At 65.6% G+C, this 14,829-nt stretch carries 14 protein-coding genes; 7 read left to right on the forward strand and 7 right to left on the reverse strand.

Annotated features, from left to right (window positions below; translation table 11 throughout):
• Window positions 1-148: 148 nt before the first annotated feature.
• From AB3X86_RS20680 to AB3X86_RS20700, 5 genes are all read right to left on the reverse strand, one after another.
• On the reverse strand, window positions 149-928 hold the full coding sequence (locus tag AB3X86_RS20680) for a peptidylprolyl isomerase (RefSeq protein ID WP_368597420.1): 780 nt from the start codon (window positions 926-928) through the stop codon (window positions 149-151).
• 10 nt (window positions 929-938) lie between these two features.
• On the reverse strand, window positions 939-1,250 hold the full coding sequence (locus AB3X86_RS20685) for a BolA family transcriptional regulator (RefSeq protein WP_013089413.1): 312 nt from the start codon (window positions 1,248-1,250) through the stop codon (window positions 939-941).
• A gap of 1 nt (window position 1,251) precedes the next feature.
• The gene (locus AB3X86_RS20690) at window positions 1,252-1,782 is read right to left on the reverse strand and encodes a septation protein A (RefSeq protein ID WP_368597421.1); all 531 of its coding nucleotides are present in this window, start codon (window positions 1,780-1,782) and stop codon (window positions 1,252-1,254) included.
• A gap of 175 nt (window positions 1,783-1,957) precedes the next feature.
• The gene (msrB, locus tag AB3X86_RS20695; RefSeq protein ID WP_013089415.1) at window positions 1,958-2,380 is read right to left on the reverse strand and encodes a peptide-methionine (R)-S-oxide reductase MsrB; all 423 of its coding nucleotides are present in this window, start codon (window positions 2,378-2,380) and stop codon (window positions 1,958-1,960) included.
• Between the two features lie 75 nt (window positions 2,381-2,455).
• Entirely contained in the window at window positions 2,456-4,012 is a 1,557-nt protein-coding gene (locus tag AB3X86_RS20700; protein ID WP_368597422.1) for a YdiU family protein, read from the reverse strand.
• Between the two features lie 176 nt (window positions 4,013-4,188).
• On the opposite strand from AB3X86_RS20700, the gene AB3X86_RS20705 reads away from it, so the two are divergent.
• The 3 genes from AB3X86_RS20705 (at window position 4,189) to AB3X86_RS20715 (ending at window position 9,448) form a co-directional block, all read left to right on the forward strand.
• The gene (locus AB3X86_RS20705; protein ID WP_368597423.1) at window positions 4,189-5,886 is read left to right on the forward strand and encodes a 3-(methylthio)propionyl-CoA ligase; all 1,698 of its coding nucleotides are present in this window, start codon (window positions 4,189-4,191) and stop codon (window positions 5,884-5,886) included.
• 146 nt (window positions 5,887-6,032) lie between these two features.
• Window positions 6,033-8,123, forward strand: a complete 2,091-nt coding sequence (locus tag AB3X86_RS20710) for a 3-hydroxyacyl-CoA dehydrogenase NAD-binding domain-containing protein (protein ID WP_368597424.1) — start codon at window positions 6,033-6,035, stop codon at window positions 8,121-8,123.
• 146 nt (window positions 8,124-8,269) lie between these two features.
• Entirely contained in the window at window positions 8,270-9,448 is a 1,179-nt protein-coding gene (locus AB3X86_RS20715) for an acetyl-CoA C-acyltransferase (protein WP_368597425.1), read from the forward strand.
• 70 nt (window positions 9,449-9,518) lie between these two features.
• Here the strand turns inward: AB3X86_RS20715 and AB3X86_RS20720 are convergent, their stop codons facing one another.
• Both AB3X86_RS20720 and AB3X86_RS20725 read right to left on the reverse strand, forming a co-directional pair.
• Window positions 9,519-10,025, reverse strand: coding sequence for an LEA type 2 family protein (locus AB3X86_RS20720; protein WP_368597426.1), 507 nt, complete (start codon window positions 10,023-10,025; stop codon window positions 9,519-9,521).
• An 81-nt stretch (window positions 10,026-10,106) separates the two neighbouring features.
• A complete protein-coding gene (locus AB3X86_RS20725) occupies window positions 10,107-10,484 on the reverse strand; it encodes a hypothetical protein (RefSeq protein WP_368597427.1) in 378 nt (125 codons plus the stop codon).
• A gap of 178 nt (window positions 10,485-10,662) precedes the next feature.
• Here AB3X86_RS20725 and AB3X86_RS20730 point away from each other — a divergent pair, with 178 nt between their 5' ends.
• From AB3X86_RS20730 to AB3X86_RS20745, 4 genes are all read left to right on the forward strand, one after another.
• On the forward strand, window positions 10,663-12,174 hold the full coding sequence (locus AB3X86_RS20730) for a PLP-dependent aminotransferase family protein (RefSeq protein ID WP_368597428.1): 1,512 nt from the start codon (window positions 10,663-10,665) through the stop codon (window positions 12,172-12,174).
• 103 nt (window positions 12,175-12,277) lie between these two features.
• Entirely contained in the window at window positions 12,278-12,763 is a 486-nt protein-coding gene (locus AB3X86_RS20735) for a PaaI family thioesterase (RefSeq protein WP_368597429.1), read from the forward strand.
• A gap of 76 nt (window positions 12,764-12,839) precedes the next feature.
• The gene (locus AB3X86_RS20740) at window positions 12,840-13,838 is read left to right on the forward strand and encodes an NADP-dependent oxidoreductase (protein ID WP_368597430.1); all 999 of its coding nucleotides are present in this window, start codon (window positions 12,840-12,842) and stop codon (window positions 13,836-13,838) included.
• A 52-nt stretch (window positions 13,839-13,890) separates the two neighbouring features.
• Complete coding sequence (locus AB3X86_RS20745; protein ID WP_368597431.1) at window positions 13,891-14,772, forward strand: SDR family oxidoreductase; 882 nt, start codon at window positions 13,891-13,893, stop codon at window positions 14,770-14,772.
• Window positions 14,773-14,829 lie beyond the last annotated feature (57 nt).

Genomic DNA, 14,829 nt, shown 5'->3' on the forward strand with positions numbered 1-14,829 from the left:
GGCCTCTGTTTGCGGCGGCAGTGCGCCGCCGCTCCGCGAAGCTCGCAGCAACAAAAAAAGCCGCCCGTATGGGCGGCTTTTTTTGCTTTCAGGCTTCTTCAGAGCCAAGCGGCGGATTGTCCAAAGACGATCCGCCCGCCGCTGACACTTACTGAATCCTCGCGTTCTTGCGCAGATTCTCTTCGAACGCCTGCAGCTTTTCCTGCTGGATCTGCTGCACGATCTGCGCACGCACCTGCTCGAGCGGCGGCGGCGTTACGGCGCGGATGTCGTCGACACGGATGATGTGCCAGCCGAATTGCGTACGCACCGGCGTGTCGGTCATCTGGCCTTTCTGCAGATGGGCGGCCGCGTCCGCGAACTCAGGCACGTAGGCCTTCGGGTCCGACCAGTCGAGGTCGCCGCCGTTCTTGCCCGATCCCGGGTCTTTCGAGTACTGCCTGGCGAGATCTTCGAAGCTTGCGCCGGCCTTGATCTTCGCGATCAGGTCCTTCGCCTGCTGCTCGTTGTCGACGAGGATATGGTGCAGGTGATATTCCTTGCCGCCTGCTTCCTTGACGAGCGCGTTGTAGCGCGCGGTGACTTCGGCGTCGGTCGGCTGGTTGTTCTTCACGAAATCTTCGATCAGCGCGCGCAACACGACGGTTTGCTGTGCAACCGCGATTTGGGCCTTGATGTCCGGACGGTTCGGCACCCCGCGACGCAGGGCTTCCTGCATCAGGATTTCGCGATTCACGAGCTCTTCGCGCACCGCCTGCTGCAGCTGCGGCGTGTCCTGCTGGCCCTGGTGAACCAGTTGCTGGATCAACGCATCGGCGCGCGACTTCGGAATCGGCGTACCGTTCACGACGGCGATGTTCTGTGCGAATGCAGGTGCGGCCGCGAACGCAGCCAGCAATACCCAGAGGCGGGTTTTCTTCAAGGTCATCGAAAGGTTCCTAGCGGGGCAACAAAGCAAATTCTTCGGGCGTGTACGCCGTGATGGCAAGGGCATGAATGCCGCGCTGCATGGCATCGGCCAGCGCATCATACACCATGCGATGCCTTGCCACGCGGGGCTTGCCGGCAAACGCGACGGCCACGATCGTGACACTGAAATGCCCGCCGGCGGCGGCACCCGCGTGGCCCGCGTGCTGCGCGCTGTCGTCGGTGATGCGGATCGACTCGACGGGTGCGAGCGCGGCCGCGAGGCGCGCCTCGATCAGCGCGGCGCGCTCGGCGGTGGTGGCGTGCATGAACAGGTCGCTCATGTCATTCCTCCTTCATGTACTTCGACAGCCACAGGCTCTGTCCGACGATGAACACGAGCAGGCACCCGGTCGCGCCGAACAGTTTGAAATTGACCCACTGATCGGTCGTGTAGTGATACGCGACGAACAGGTTCAGAAGACCGAGCAGCACGAAAAACACCGCCCAGATCAGGTTCAGCTTGCTCCAGATCGCGTGCGGCAGCGTGATCTGCTTGCCCATCATCGCTTCGATCAGGTTCTTGTTGAAGCCGAGTTGCGACACGATCAGCGCGACCGAAAACGCCCAGTACAGCACAGTCGGCTTCCATTTGATGAAGGTGTCGTTGTGCAGTACGAGCGTCGCACCGCCGAATACCACGACGACGCCGAGGCTCACCCACAGCATCGGGTCCACCTTGCGGTGGCGGAACGCCACCCACGCGATCTGCACCAGCGTGGCGACGATCGCCACTGCCGTCGCCGTGAAAATGCCCCAGATCTTGAAGGCGACGAAGAACAGGATGATCGGGAACAGATCGAACAGGAATTTCATTATCTGGTCGGGAAGTCGGAGAGTGAGTCGAACGGTGAGTCGAACATTGATGCGCGCCAGCCTGGCGTGCAAGGTGCGCGGTGCCCGCCAACGAGCGGGGGTACCGCATTGAAAGGCGCCGCGCGCGGTTTCGCGCCCCGGCGCCCGAAGCGGGCAAGGCTGCTGCCGCGCCGCGTTACTTGGGCTCGAATTGTAACGCAGCCGAATTGATGCAGTAGCGCAGACCGGTCGGCGCCGGACCGTCCTCGAACACGTGGCCCAGATGCGCGCCGCAGTTCTTGCACTGCACCTCGATGCGCAGCATGCCGTGCGAGCGGTCGGTCTTCTCGGCGATCACCTCGCCGTTGATCGGCCGGAAATAGCTCGGCCAGCCGCAGCCGGCGTCGAACTTGGTGTCCGATTCGAACAGCGGCGTGCCGCAGCACACGCAGTCGTAGACGCCGCGTTCCCAGTGATCGTTGTAGCGGCCCGTGAACGGCCGCTCGGTGGCCGCGTGTCGGGTCACCTGGTATTCGATGTCGGACAGCTCCTTGCGCCACTCGGCGTCGCTTTTCTGGACGGCTGGGGCGTCATGCTTGAGATCGTCGGGGTTGCTCATGGTCGGGTTCCTGTCTCGGGTTTGTACCGGTGTTTTCTGGCGGGATGGCCGCGGCGATTCAACTGCGCCGGTGCGTCATGACGAACAGCTCACTTCGAGCGAGCTCGCCCAGTCGGGCGGCAGACCCGCATACGTCGCATATTCGGGCTGCTCGTCGAACGGGCGACGCAGCACGGCCGCGAGCCGTTCCACCTCGGAGAAATCCTTCTCCCTCGCACGCTGGATCGCCGTTTCCGCCAGATGGTTGCGAAGTATGAATTTGGGGTTCACACGATTCATTGCAATGGCGCGCGCAGCGTCGTCGCGTGACTCAACGGCCAGCCGCGCGCGATAGTCGTTCGCCCATGCGTCGAAGGCGGCGCGATCGAGGAACAGGTCGCGTACCGGCGCATCGCCGCTCGCATCGTGTTTCGACAGGCGCGCGAGGTTGCGGAACGTCAGCGTGAAATCGGCGCGGTTCGTGTGCATCGCTTCGAACAGCCGGTTCACGAGCGCGTCGTCGCCGTCGCGCGGCTGTTCGAGGCCGAGCTTCGCGCGCATGCGGTTTTCGAGCGCCGGCGCGAAGCGCTCCTTAAAGCCCGCGAGCACGTGCTGCGCTTCTTCGACCGCCTTGTCGGCGCGCACGCTTTCGTCGTGCTTCTCGCCGAACAACGGCAGCAGTCCCTGCGCGAGGCAAAAGAGGTTCCAGTACGCGATTTGCGGCTGCAGCCGGTAGGCATAACGCCCCTGCGTATCGGAGTGGTTGCAGATGTGGCCCGCATCGAAGCCATCCATGAAACCGAACGGGCCGTAGTCGATCGTCAGGCCCAGAATCGACATGTTGTCGGTATTCATCACGCCGTGACAGAAACCGACCGCCTGCCAGTCGACCATCAGATCGGCGGTAGACCGTACCGCTTCGGCGAGCAGCGCCAGATACGGATCGTCGGCCTCCTTGCAATGCGGATAGAAGCGCTCGATCACATGATCGGCCAGCGCGCGCAACGCGTCGACGCGATCGTTCGCATAGAAATGCTCGAAGTGGCCGAAGCGCACGAAGCTAGGCGCGACGCGCGTGACCACCGCGGCGGTTTCGATCGTCTCGCGCCGCACCGGCTGGTCGGAGCCGATCACGCACAACGCGCGCGTGGTCGGAATGCCGAGATGATGCATCGCCTCGGAGCACAGATATTCGCGGATCGACGAGCGCAGCACCGCGCGGCCGTCGCCCATGCGCGAATAAGGCGTGCGGCCCGCGCCTTTGAGCTGCAGCTCATTGCGCTCGCCGTCGTGTTCGAGCTCGCCCAGCGTGAGCGCGCGGCCGTCGCCGAGCTGGCCGGCCCACACGCCGAACTGATGCCCCGAGTACACCGACGCATAAGGCAGTGCGTCGGCCGGCCACTCGCGCGTCGCATTGCCGCAGAACAGCTCGAGGAACCCCTGCTCGCGCTCGATGCCCTCGGGCATTCCGAGCCGCGCGGCGGTGTCGGCCGAGAAGCCGACGAGGTAGGGTGCGTCGAGCGGCGCGGCGGGCAGCCGCGTGAAGAAGGTGCCGCCGAGCCGCGCGAACGCGTTGGCTGGGGGTGTGGCGAGTGTGTTGGAAAGATCCGTCAATGCTGCGGATAAGCCTGCAAAGCTTGGGGAAAACGACATGTTGAGCGCCTCTGGATTAGCCGATATTGTAAGTCCGCGCCCGCGGCGCTGCTGGCCGGCCGCCTTCATCGTTCGGACCATGCTGCGTACGACGCCGCCACGATCCTGCACCACGTATTCAACAAACCCGGCCGCAACCCCATCGACACACTGACAAGCCGAGGAGACCCCGCCTTATGACGACGCCGCTGCTGGGCCAGATGATGGACGTGCCGCTCACCGTATCATCGTTGCTCGCGCATGCCGCACGCCATTTCGGCCGCACCGAAATCGTGTCGCGGCGCATCGAAGGCGACCTGCATCGCTACACGTACCGCGATTGCGAGAAGCGCGCGAAGCAACTCGCGCAGGCGCTCATCGCGCTCGGCGTCGAATCGGGCGACCGGGTCGCGACGCTCGCGTGGAACGGCTACCGGCATCTCGAAGCGTATTACGGCACCACCGGCTTCGGCGCCGTGTGTCACACGATCAACCCGCGCCTTTTCCCCGACCAGATCGCCTACATCATCAATCACGCCGACGATGCGTACGTGCTGTTCGACACGACGTTCGCGGCGCTGGTCGACACGCTCGCGCCGCAGTGCCCGCGCGTGCGCGGCTGGATCGCACTGTGCGATGAAGCGCATCGGCCGCCGATGCAAACGTCGGTGCTGTGCTACGAAACGCTGATGGACGGGCAGGACGGCGGCTTCGACTGGCCCGCGCTCGACGAGCAGCAGGCGTCGTACCTCTGCTATACGTCGGGCACGACCGGCAATCCGAAAGGCGCGCTGTACACGCATCGCTCGACGGTGCTGCACGCGTTCGGCGCGGCGTTGCCCGACTCGATGAGCCTGTCGGCGCGCGACTCGGTGCTGCCGATCGTGCCGATGTTCCACGTCAACGCGTGGGGCCTCGCGCATGCCGGGCCGCTGACCGGCGCGAAGCTCGTGTTCCCCGGCAAGGATCTCGACGGCAAGTCGCTGTACGAACTGATGGAGAGCGAACGCGTCACGTGTTCGGCCGGCGTGCCGACCGTGTGGCTTGGTCTGCTGAACCACCTGCGCGAAACCGGCGCGAAGTTTTCGTCGCTCGAGCGCACGGTGATCGGCGGCTCCGCCTGTCCGCCCGCGATGCTGCGGGTGCTCGAGGACGACTACGGCGTGCAGGTGATCCATGCATGGGGCATGACGGAGATGTCGCCGCTCGGTACGTTGTCGAAGCTGAACTGGGAGCAGAGCCAGCGGCCGCTCGCCGAGCAGCGCAAGCTGCTCGAAAAGCAGGGCCATGTGATCTATGGCGTCGACATGAAGATCGTCGGCGAGGACGGCCGCGAGCTGCCCTGGGACGGCGTCGCGTTCGGCGATCTGCACGTGCGCGGGCCGTGGGTCATCGACCGGTATTTCCGCAAGGAGGACTCGCCCCTCGTCGACGGCTGGTTTCCGACCGGCGACGTCGCGACGATCGACCCCGACGGCTTCCTGCACATCACCGACCGCTCGAAGGACGTGATCAAGTCGGGCGGCGAATGGATCAGTTCGATCGAACTCGAGAATGTCGCGATCGCGCATCCAGCGGTCGCGGAAGCCGCGTGCATCGCGTGCGCGCATCCGAAGTGGACCGAGCGGCCGCTGCTCCTCGTCGTCAAACGCGCGGGGCACGACGTCACGCGCGACGAACTGCTGGCGTTCTACGACGGCAAAGTGGCGAAGTGGTGGATTCCCGACGATGTCGTGTTCGTCGACGAACTGCCGCACACGGCGACCGGCAAGCTGCAGAAGCTGAAGTTGCGCGACCTGTTCCGCGACCACGTGCTGCCGTCCGCGCTGGAAGACAGCCGCGACTGTCCGCTGACGCCCGGGGCCCAGGGGAAACCCCGTTCGATAATAAATTGAACGTTCGTGCTTTTTCGGTGTATTCTGCGCGCTGACACCGGGACCGTCGCTCGGGAAAGTCTGACAATAATCAGGCTCGATGAACCGGACAGGCGGCGCATCATGCGCCGCCTCAATGAATGCATGGATCGCACGGAGGCACGCAGATGGCAGTGGACTACACAACTCATGACGGCGTGGCCGTTCTCACGCTGAACAATCCGCCCGTCAATGGGCTCGGTCTGTCGACGCGGGCGGGGATCGTCGAAGGGCTCGATCGCGCGCAGAACGACTCGGCCATCAAGGCCATCGTGCTGACGGGCGCGGGCAAGGCCTTCTCGGGCGGCGCCGACATCACCGAATTCAATACGCCGAAGGCGACCCAGGAACCGACGCTCGCGACCGTCATCAAGGCCGTCGAAGGCAGCGCGAAGCCGGTCGTCGCGGCGATTCACAGCGTCGCGATGGGTGGCGGCCTCGAGCTCGCGCTCGGCGCGCATTACCGCGTCGCCGCGGCCGGCGCGCAAATCGCGCTGCCCGAAGTGAAGCTCGGCATCCTGCCGGGCGCGGGCGGCACGCAGCGTCTGCCGCGCGCGATCGGTCTGGAAGCATCGCTGAACATGATCGTGTCGGGCGCGCCGGTGCTGTCGGAAAAGCTGGCCGATTCGGGGCTGTTTGACCAGGTGGTCGCGAATCCCGCCGAACTGGCCGAAGCCGCGCTCGCGTTCGCGCGCAAGGTCGGCGCCCAAACGGGCCCGCATCCGAAGGTGCGAGACCGCAAGATCGAACATCCGAACGCGGCCGGTTTCATTGAGTTCGCGCGCAATAGCGTCGCGGCAATCGCAAAGAACTTCCCGGCGCCGCACAAATGCATCGACGCGGTGGAAGCCGGTGTCAAGAACGGCTTCGACAAGGGCCTCGCATTCGAGCGCGAATGCTTCATCGCGCTCGTGCAGACGCCGGAGAGCCATGCGCTGCGTCACGCGTTCTTCGGCGAGCGCGCCGCGAGCAAGATTCCCGACGTGCCGTCCGATACGCCCGTGCGCGAGATCAATCAGGTGGCCGTGATCGGCGCCGGCACGATGGGCGGCGGCATCGCGATGAACTTCCTCAATGCGGGCATCCCGGTCACGCTGCTGGAAACGAAGCAGGAAGCGCTCGACCGCGGTCTCGCAACGATCCGCAAGAACTACGAGGCGACCGTCAAGAAGGGCAAGCTGAAGGCCGAGGTGATGGAGCAGCGTCTCGCGCTGCTGAGCCCGACGCTGTCCTACGACGACCTGAAGCAGGCCGACATGATCGTCGAGGCCGTATTCGAAGAGCTCGGCGTGAAGGAGCAGGTGTTCCGCCGGCTCGATGAAGTCGCGAAGCCGGGCGCGATCCTCGCGTCGAACACGTCGACGCTCGACGTCGACAAAATCGCCGCGTTCACGAAGCGTCCGCAGGATGTGGTCGGCATGCACTTTTTCAGCCCGGCCAACGTGATGAAGCTGCTCGAAGTCGTGCGTGGCAAGGAGACCGCGAAAGACGTGCTCGCCACCGTGATGAAGCTCGCGAAAAAGATCAGGAAGACCGCGGTGGTGTCGGGCGTGTGCGACGGCTTTATCGGCAACCGGATGATCGAGCAATATCTGCGTCAGGCGCTCTTCATGCTCGAAGAGGGCGCATTGCCCGCGCAGGTCGACAAGGCCATCGAGAAATTCGGCTTCGCGATGGGCCCGTTTCGCATGAGCGACCTCGCCGGCAACGACATCGGCTGGGCGATCCGCAAGCGCCGCTATATCGAGCATCCCGACATGCACTACTCGAAGATCGCCGACCGTCTGTGCGAGATGGGCCGCTTCGGCCAGAAGACCGGCGGCGGCTGGTACGACTACAAGGCGGGCGATCGCAACGCGTATCCGTCCGGCGTGGTCAACGAAATGATCGTCGAGTACTCGAAGGAAACCCACTCCGAGCGCCGCAAGATCAGCGACGAGGAAATCGTCGAGCGTCTGGTGTTCGCGCTCGTCAACGAAGGCGCGAAGATTCTCGAGGAAGGCATCGCGTCGAAGGCGTCGGATATCGACATGGTCTATCTGACCGGCTACGGCTTCCCGCTCCATCGCGGCGGCCCGATGCTGTACGCGGATACGGTCGGGCTCTACAACGTCGAGCGCGCGATTCGCCGCTATGCGGCGCGGCCGAACGGCGACGCGTGGAAGCTCGCGCCGAGCATCGCGAAGCTGGCGGCCGAAGGTCGCGGCTTCAACGGCTGAGCACGGCCCACTTCAGCAGACGAATTGAGCGCTGCGGGTGACGCCCGCAGCGCTCGCATCAAACGACAGAGGCGGCGCGGTGATGCGCTTTTGAACGCACGGCGGTGAGCCGGCGCGCCACTTCGACATTGCAATTGGAGAGACCCATGACTGACGCCGTAATCGTATCCACCGCCCGCACGGGCCTCGCCAAATCGTGGCGCGGCGGTTTCAACATGACACACGGCGCGACGCTCGGCGGCCACGTGACGCAGGCCGCGGTCGAGCGCGCGAAGCTCGATCCGGCGCGCGTCGAGGACGTGATCATGGGTTGCGCGAATCCGGAAGGCGCGACGGGCGGCAACATCGCGCGGCAGATCGCATTGCGCGCCGGCCTGCCGGTCAGCGTGCCGGGCATGACCGTGAACCGTTTCTGCTCGTCGGGATTGCAGACGATCGCGCTCGCGTCGCAACGCGTGATCGCCGGTGAGGGCGACGTGTACGTCGCGGGTGGCGTCGAGTCGATCTCGTGCGTGCAGAACGAGATGAACACCCACATGATGACCGACGGCTGGCTCACCGAGCACAAGCCGGAAATCTACTGGTCGATGCTGCAGACCGCCGAGAACGTCGCGAAGCGCTACTCGATCTCGAAGGAGCGCCAGGACGAATACGGCGTGCGCTCGCAGCAGCGCGCGGCGGCCGCGCTCGAAGCCGGCAGGTTCAACGACGAGATCGTGCCGCTGACGGTGCTCGCCGGTGTCGCCGACAAGGCGAGCGGCCGTCTCTACACGAAGGAAGTGACCGTCAGCGGCGACGAAGGCATCCGCGCCGACACGACGCTCGAAGGCGTGTCGAAGATTCGCACCGCGCTGCCGGGCGGCGTGATCACCGCGGGCAACGCGAGCCAGTTTTCGGACGGCGCATCGGCTTGCGTCGTGATGAACGCGACGCTGGCCGAACGCCAAGGGCTGCAGCCGCTCGGCATTTTCCGCGGCTTCGCGGTGGCTGGCTGCGAGCCCGACGAAATGGGCATCGGCCCGGTGTTCGCGGTGCCGAAGCTGTTGCAGAAGGCCGGCCTCAAGGTCGAGGACATCGGCCTGTGGGAGCTGAACGAAGCGTTCGCGGTGCAGGTGCTCTATTGCGCGGACAAGCTCGGTATTGCCCATGACCGCCTGAACGTGAACGGCGGCGCGATCGCGGTGGGCCATCCGTATGGCGTATCGGGTGCGCGGCTCGTCGGCCATGCGCTGATCGAAGGCAAGCGGCGCGGCGTGAAGTTCGTCGTCGTGACGATGTGCATCGGCGGCGGGCAGGGCGCGGCGGGTCTGTTCGAGATCGCGTAAGTCGGGCTCGAACGCGCCTCAAGAAGACGGGCGCCGGGGGTTCGACGTTTTTTATCCGCCGTCCTCGTGCCTACTGCGACGCCATGCCCGGCAGGGTCAACATGCCCTGATCGGTGAAGCGTGTCGTGCCGGTCAGGCCGCCCGCGAGCTTGCCTTGCAGCCGGTACGGAACCTGGCCGGACTGCGCGATGTCCGCAAGCCCGAGCGCCTGGCGAACCGCAGCGAACGCGGGCACGGTCAGCGGCACGCTGACGACGGTTTCGCCGAAGCGCGGCACGGTGCCGCTCTGGTCGCTGACACCGCTCGCGAACGGCTTGCCGTTCAGTTCGAGATCGACCGCGATGCCGTTGAAGGTCACTGCGGAATCGTTCGGGTTCTGCACGCGCAGCTTCAGGTTGAAGCGCATCTCGAGGCCTTCGCCGGCCAGCGGCTCGATGCCGGCGACGTTGACGCGCAACGCATCGCCGCCGAGCAGGCCGGCGCATGCGCCAAGCGTCAGCGTGATCGCGCAGGCGAGGTGGAAATAGCGTACGAAGGTGGCGAAACGGCTGAAACGCCGCGTGCGTGGGAAGGACATGACCGGCACCTCGAAGCAGGGAGCGGTTGATCACGCATTCTAACTGGCGGCGAGGCGTCGATTTTCGCGATGAGTCGGAGTTCAGGCAGTACGCCGCCACGATCTCGCGACGACACCAGCGAGTCGCCGGACGGTTCGACGCACGAGTTCGCGAAGTTCCGCTGCATTGCCGGGCGAAGCTCGCGCGGTCAGCACCGCAGCGCCCGCGTGCGACGCGCGGATCGACATGACGCCGCGTTGGCCGGTGATGAAATGCTCACCTTCGCGCACGATGATCGACGTGCACGGTACGGCGCTGCCGAGCCACGCGAGCGCGTGATCGCGAAATTCGAGTTCGAGATCGCCTTCGACGGCCACGATCGTGGCCCCGGCGTTCAGATCGAGCATCGCGGCCTGGCCGCGCGCGAGGCGTAATGCAGCAGGGCGAGCCGGAATCCCAGCGGAGGTCGGAACGGGCATCACGCTTTCCTTCGATTCGTTTTCATGCGGTACAGCTTATTGAGGCCACTGACGTGCGAACAGCGACATCCATCGACGATCGGAACCGATACAGCGAAAGCTTTCGCCGTGCTGTATCGGTCCCAATCGTGCCGTTGTGTATCTGTTGTTCCGCGCGGACTGTCCGCACGATCGGCGTATGAGCAAACTGACCTTCGAACCGCGCGACGCGTTCGCTGCCCCTTCAGCGGACCGCCAGCCTCTTTATCGGCAACTGGCCGATCAATATCGCCGCGCGATCGGCAACGGCGTGCTGCGCCCAGGCGACCGCATGCCGTCGATGCGTGCGTTCATGCAGCGGCATGGCGTGAGCCTCGCGACCGCGACCGAGAGCTACCGTGTGCTCGAGCGCGACGCGTTGATCGATGCGCGGCCGCGCTCAGGCTATTTCGTCCGCGTGCCCGCCACGGTGCTGCCCAATGCCTCCGAACCGGATCTGACGATGCCGCCGGGCGAGGCGCAGTTCGTCGGCATCCATGCGACGATTTCGGCGATCGTGTCGAAGTACCAGCGCTATCCGCAGGCGCTCAATCTCGGTGGCGCAACCGCGGCGCCCGATCTCTATCCGACCGATGCACTACAGCAGGCAACCATGCGCGCGTTGCGCCGCGAGCCCAGGCTGCTGACCTCGGCCGGCCCTGACTTCGGCGATCCGGCTTTGCGCGCGATCATCGCGCGGCGTGCGCTAGAAGGCGGCATCGAGATCGGCGCGGATGAGATCATCATGACGCACGGCGGCATCGAAGCCGTGAACCTCGCGTTGCGCGCGGTGACGCAGCCCGGGGACACCGTCGCGGTCGAATCGCCGTGTTTTTTTGGCCTGCTGCAGGTACTGGAGAGCCTCGGACTGCGCGCGCTCGAAATTCCGGCGAGCCCGAGCACGGGCCTTTCCGTCGAAGCGCTGAACTTCGCTTTGCAAAATCATCGCGACATCAAGGCCGTGGTCGTGGTGCCGAACCTGCAGAATCCGCTCGGCAGCGTGATGCCCGACTCCAGCAAGGCAAGTGTCGTCGAGCTGTGCGCGCGTGCCGGCGTCGCGCTGATCGAAGACGACCCGTATCGCGATCTCGTCGATGGAGAACCGTCTCCCCGCTCACTGAAGGCCTGGGACACCGACGGCACCGTGATCCATTGCACGTCGTTCAACAAGACACTCGCGCCGGGCATGCGGGTGGGCTGGATCAATGGCGGGCGCTGGCATCCACGCGTGGGCATGCTGAAGTTCGCGCAGTCGCGACATAACGATCAGCTTGCGCAGGTCGTGCTCGCCGGGTTTCTGGGGACGGGCGCCTACGCCCGGCATTTGCGGCGCTTACGCGAGAGCCTGCGGCTTCAGCGCGAGCGCATGGCGGCGGGGATCGCCGCGGCGTTTCCCGATGGCACGCGCTTCACCTCGCCGCGCGGCGGCATGTTCTTTTGGGTCGAGTTGCCGCACGGGTTGTCGTCGGCCGCGTTTTTCGAGGCGGCGTTGGCTGATGGCATCCGCGTCATGCCTGGGACCGTGTTTTCGAACACCGGGCGCTTCGATCGTTTCATCCGCCTCAGTTGCCCGAGCGCGGACCTCGATCTGGTCGATGAAGCGGTGCGCCGATTGGGGCGATTGGCGACGCGCATGGTGGAGCGGAATGAGGCGGATGGAGCCACGCGATAGCCGGTAGAATTTCCCATTTAGCGCCAATGCATACACCTCGCGGAGTACCGGGACGCGGCGAATCGATTTCAGAGGTTGCCGGCCACGAACTCCAGACACCGCCATGACCGATCCAACCACTTCCGCCACAACAGGCAACCCATCGTTGCCGGAAAGCCCCTTCATCGACCGTCTCGGCGCGCAGTTGCTGCGCGCCGCCGATGGCGTCAGCGAAGTCGTGCTGCCGTTGCAACCCGATCATATGAACACATGGGACGTCGCGCACGGCGGCGTCACGATGACGCTCGCCGACGCCGCGCTCGCGATGGCCGCGCGCAGTCTCGCGGGCGACGGCGTCGGCGTCGTCACCGTCGAGATGAAGGTCAACTTCATGCAGCCGGGGCGCGGCGAGTTGCGCGCGACCGGCCGCGTGCTGCATCGCTCGACCACGATGGCCTATTGCGAAGGCGAGATCCGCGACAGCGAAGGTCACTTCGTCGCCAAGGCGCTCGGCACCTTCAAGTACATGCGCCGCCTCGCGGTGGGCCGCGACGTCAGGCGTCAGCGTCTGCGCAGCGACCCGGCGGCCAAGCCCGGTCCGAGCGACTGAGCCCTCATCGCAGTCAGCTTCCGACCTGGATTCGACGAATGCAGGTCAATCCCCGACAATCCAAGGAGACGACTTTATGGCCCAGATCAATCGCCAGGTGCTGCTGGTTTCGCGCCCGCACGGCGAAGCCACGCCCGATAACTTCAAGCTCGTCGAAACGCCGCTGGCGCCGCTCGCCGACGGCGAAGTACGAGTGCGCAACCACTATCTGTCGCTCGACCCGTATATGCGCGGACGCATGAACGACAGCAAGTCGTACGCGCCGCCGCAGCCGCTGAACGAGGTGATGATCGGCGGCACGGTCGGCGAGGTCGTCGAGACGAGGAATCCGAAGTTCGCGGTCGGCGACAAGGTCGTCGCGATGTTCGGCTGGCAGGAGTACGGCACCTCGAACGGCGCGGGCATGCAGAAGGTCGACGACACGCACGTGCCGCTGTCCGCGTATCTCGGCCCGGTCGGCATGCCGGGCGTCACCGCGTGGTACGGGCTGAACCGCATCATCGCGCCGAAGGCGGGCGAGACGGTGGTCGTCAGTGCGGCGAGCGGCGCGGTGGGCAGCGTGGTCGGCCAGCTCGCGAAGGTGGCCGGCGCGCGCGCGGTCGGCATCGCGGGCGGCGCGGACAAGTGCCGCTATGTGGTCGACACGCTCGGCTTCGACGCCTGCGTCGACTACAAGGCCGGCAACCTGTACCAGGACCTGAAAGCCGCGACGCCCGATGGTGTGGACGGCTGCTTCGAAAACGTCGGCGGCGAGGGCCTCGACGCGACGCTCGCGCGCATGAACGCGTTCGGGCGCATCGCGCTGTGCGGCTTCATTGCGGGCTATGACGGCCAGCCGCTGCCGCTCAAGCAGCCGTCGCTGATGCTCACGCAGCGGCTGCTCGTGCAGGGCTTTATCGTCAGCGAACATATGGACGTGTGGCCCGAGGCACTCAAGCAGCTCGGCACGCTCGTCGCGCAGAAGAAGCTGCACTATCGCGAGACGATCGCGCAAGGGCTCGAAGCCGCGCCCGAGGCATTCATCGGCTTGCTGAAGGGCCGCAACTTCGGCAAGCAACTGGTCAAGCTGATCTGAGCACGACGTCGTCATGCATCGGCCAGCCGCCACTCAAACAGGGAGTCACTCGATGTTCGAATTCGCAGGCAAGGTGGCGGTGATCACCGGCGCGGGCAGCGGCTTCGGCCGCGCGTTCGCGCACAAGGGCGCGGCGCTCGGCATGAAGCTCGTGCTCGCCGACGTCGACGCAGAGCAGCTCGCGCAGACCGTCGACGCATTGCGCGAAGGCGGCGCCGAAGCGATCGCCGTGCCGACCGACGTATCGAGCGCCGCGCAGGTCGAGGCGCTCGCGCGAGCCGCGCTCGCCGCGTTCGGCAAGGTCCACCTGCTGTTCAACAACGCGGGCGTCGGCACCGGCGGCTTCCTGTGGGAAAGCTCGGCCAACGACTGGTCGTGGGTGTTCGGCGTCAACGTGATGGGCGTCGCGCACGGCGTGCGCGTGTTCGCGCCGCTCATGCTGGCGCAGAACGAGCCCGCGCACATCGTCAACACGGCGTCGGTCGCGGGGCTGCTGGCGCCGCCGGCGATGGGCATCTACAACGCGTCCAAGCATGCGGTGGTGGCGCTGACCGAGACGCTGTATCACGACCTGAAGCTCGCGCAGGCCGGCACGGGCGGCGAGGTCGGCTGTTCGCTGCTGTGTCCCGCCTTCGTGCCGACCGGCATCGCCCAGGCCGAGCGCGCGCGTCCGGACGAGCTGCGCAACGCGAGCCGGCCGACGCGCTCGCAGATCGCTGCGGCCAAGCAGTTGCAGCGTGCGGTGCAGTCGGGCAAGCTCAGCGCCGACGATGTCGCCGACATCGCGTTCGAGGCAATCGCCGCGCGCCGTTTCTATATCATCACGCACCCGGGCATCATGGCGACGGTCAAGCTGCGTCACGAGGACATCGAGCAGTTGCGCGAGCCGTCCGATCCGATGTCGCTGAAACCCGAGGTGAAGAACGCGGAGTAGCGGCCGGCTGCGTGGCCGCTGCACCGGGTCCTGACAACAATCGGCGCACCGCGCGCC

Origin of the sequence: Paraburkholderia sp. BR14374 (genome assembly GCF_040948685.1) — a bacterium.
GTDB lineage: Bacteria > Pseudomonadota > Gammaproteobacteria > Burkholderiales > Burkholderiaceae > Paraburkholderia > Paraburkholderia youngii.

Excerpts from the sequence above, each read along its gene's own strand:
- AB3X86_RS20730 (WP_368597428.1), top strand. The coding sequence starts at position 10,663 with ATGAGCAAACTGACCTTCGAACCGCGCGACGCGTTCGCTGCCCCTTCA.
- AB3X86_RS20680 (WP_368597420.1), bottom strand. The coding sequence starts at position 928 with ATGACCTTGAAGAAAACCCGCCTCTGGGTATTGCTGGCTGCGTTCGCG.
- AB3X86_RS20725 (WP_368597427.1), bottom strand. The coding sequence starts at position 10,484 with ATGCCCGTTCCGACCTCCGCTGGGATTCCGGCTCGCCCTGCTGCATTA.
- AB3X86_RS20715 (WP_368597425.1), top strand. The coding sequence starts at position 8,270 with ATGACTGACGCCGTAATCGTATCCACCGCCCGCACGGGCCTCGCCAAA.
- AB3X86_RS20705 (WP_368597423.1), top strand. The coding sequence starts at position 4,189 with ATGACGACGCCGCTGCTGGGCCAGATGATGGACGTGCCGCTCACCGTA.
- msrB (WP_013089415.1), bottom strand. The coding sequence starts at position 2,380 with ATGAGCAACCCCGACGATCTCAAGCATGACGCCCCAGCCGTCCAGAAA.
- AB3X86_RS20740 (WP_368597430.1), top strand. The coding sequence starts at position 12,840 with ATGGCCCAGATCAATCGCCAGGTGCTGCTGGTTTCGCGCCCGCACGGC.
- AB3X86_RS20690 (WP_368597421.1), bottom strand. The coding sequence starts at position 1,782 with ATGAAATTCCTGTTCGATCTGTTCCCGATCATCCTGTTCTTCGTCGCC.
- AB3X86_RS20710 (WP_368597424.1), top strand. The coding sequence starts at position 6,033 with ATGGCAGTGGACTACACAACTCATGACGGCGTGGCCGTTCTCACGCTG.
- AB3X86_RS20735 (WP_368597429.1), top strand. The coding sequence starts at position 12,278 with ATGACCGATCCAACCACTTCCGCCACAACAGGCAACCCATCGTTGCCG.
- AB3X86_RS20700 (WP_368597422.1), bottom strand. The coding sequence starts at position 4,012 with ATGTCGTTTTCCCCAAGCTTTGCAGGCTTATCCGCAGCATTGACGGAT.
- AB3X86_RS20685 (WP_013089413.1), bottom strand. The coding sequence starts at position 1,250 with ATGAGCGACCTGTTCATGCACGCCACCACCGCCGAGCGCGCCGCGCTG.
- AB3X86_RS20720 (WP_368597426.1), bottom strand. The coding sequence starts at position 10,025 with ATGTCCTTCCCACGCACGCGGCGTTTCAGCCGTTTCGCCACCTTCGTA.
- AB3X86_RS20745 (WP_368597431.1), top strand. The coding sequence starts at position 13,891 with ATGTTCGAATTCGCAGGCAAGGTGGCGGTGATCACCGGCGCGGGCAGC.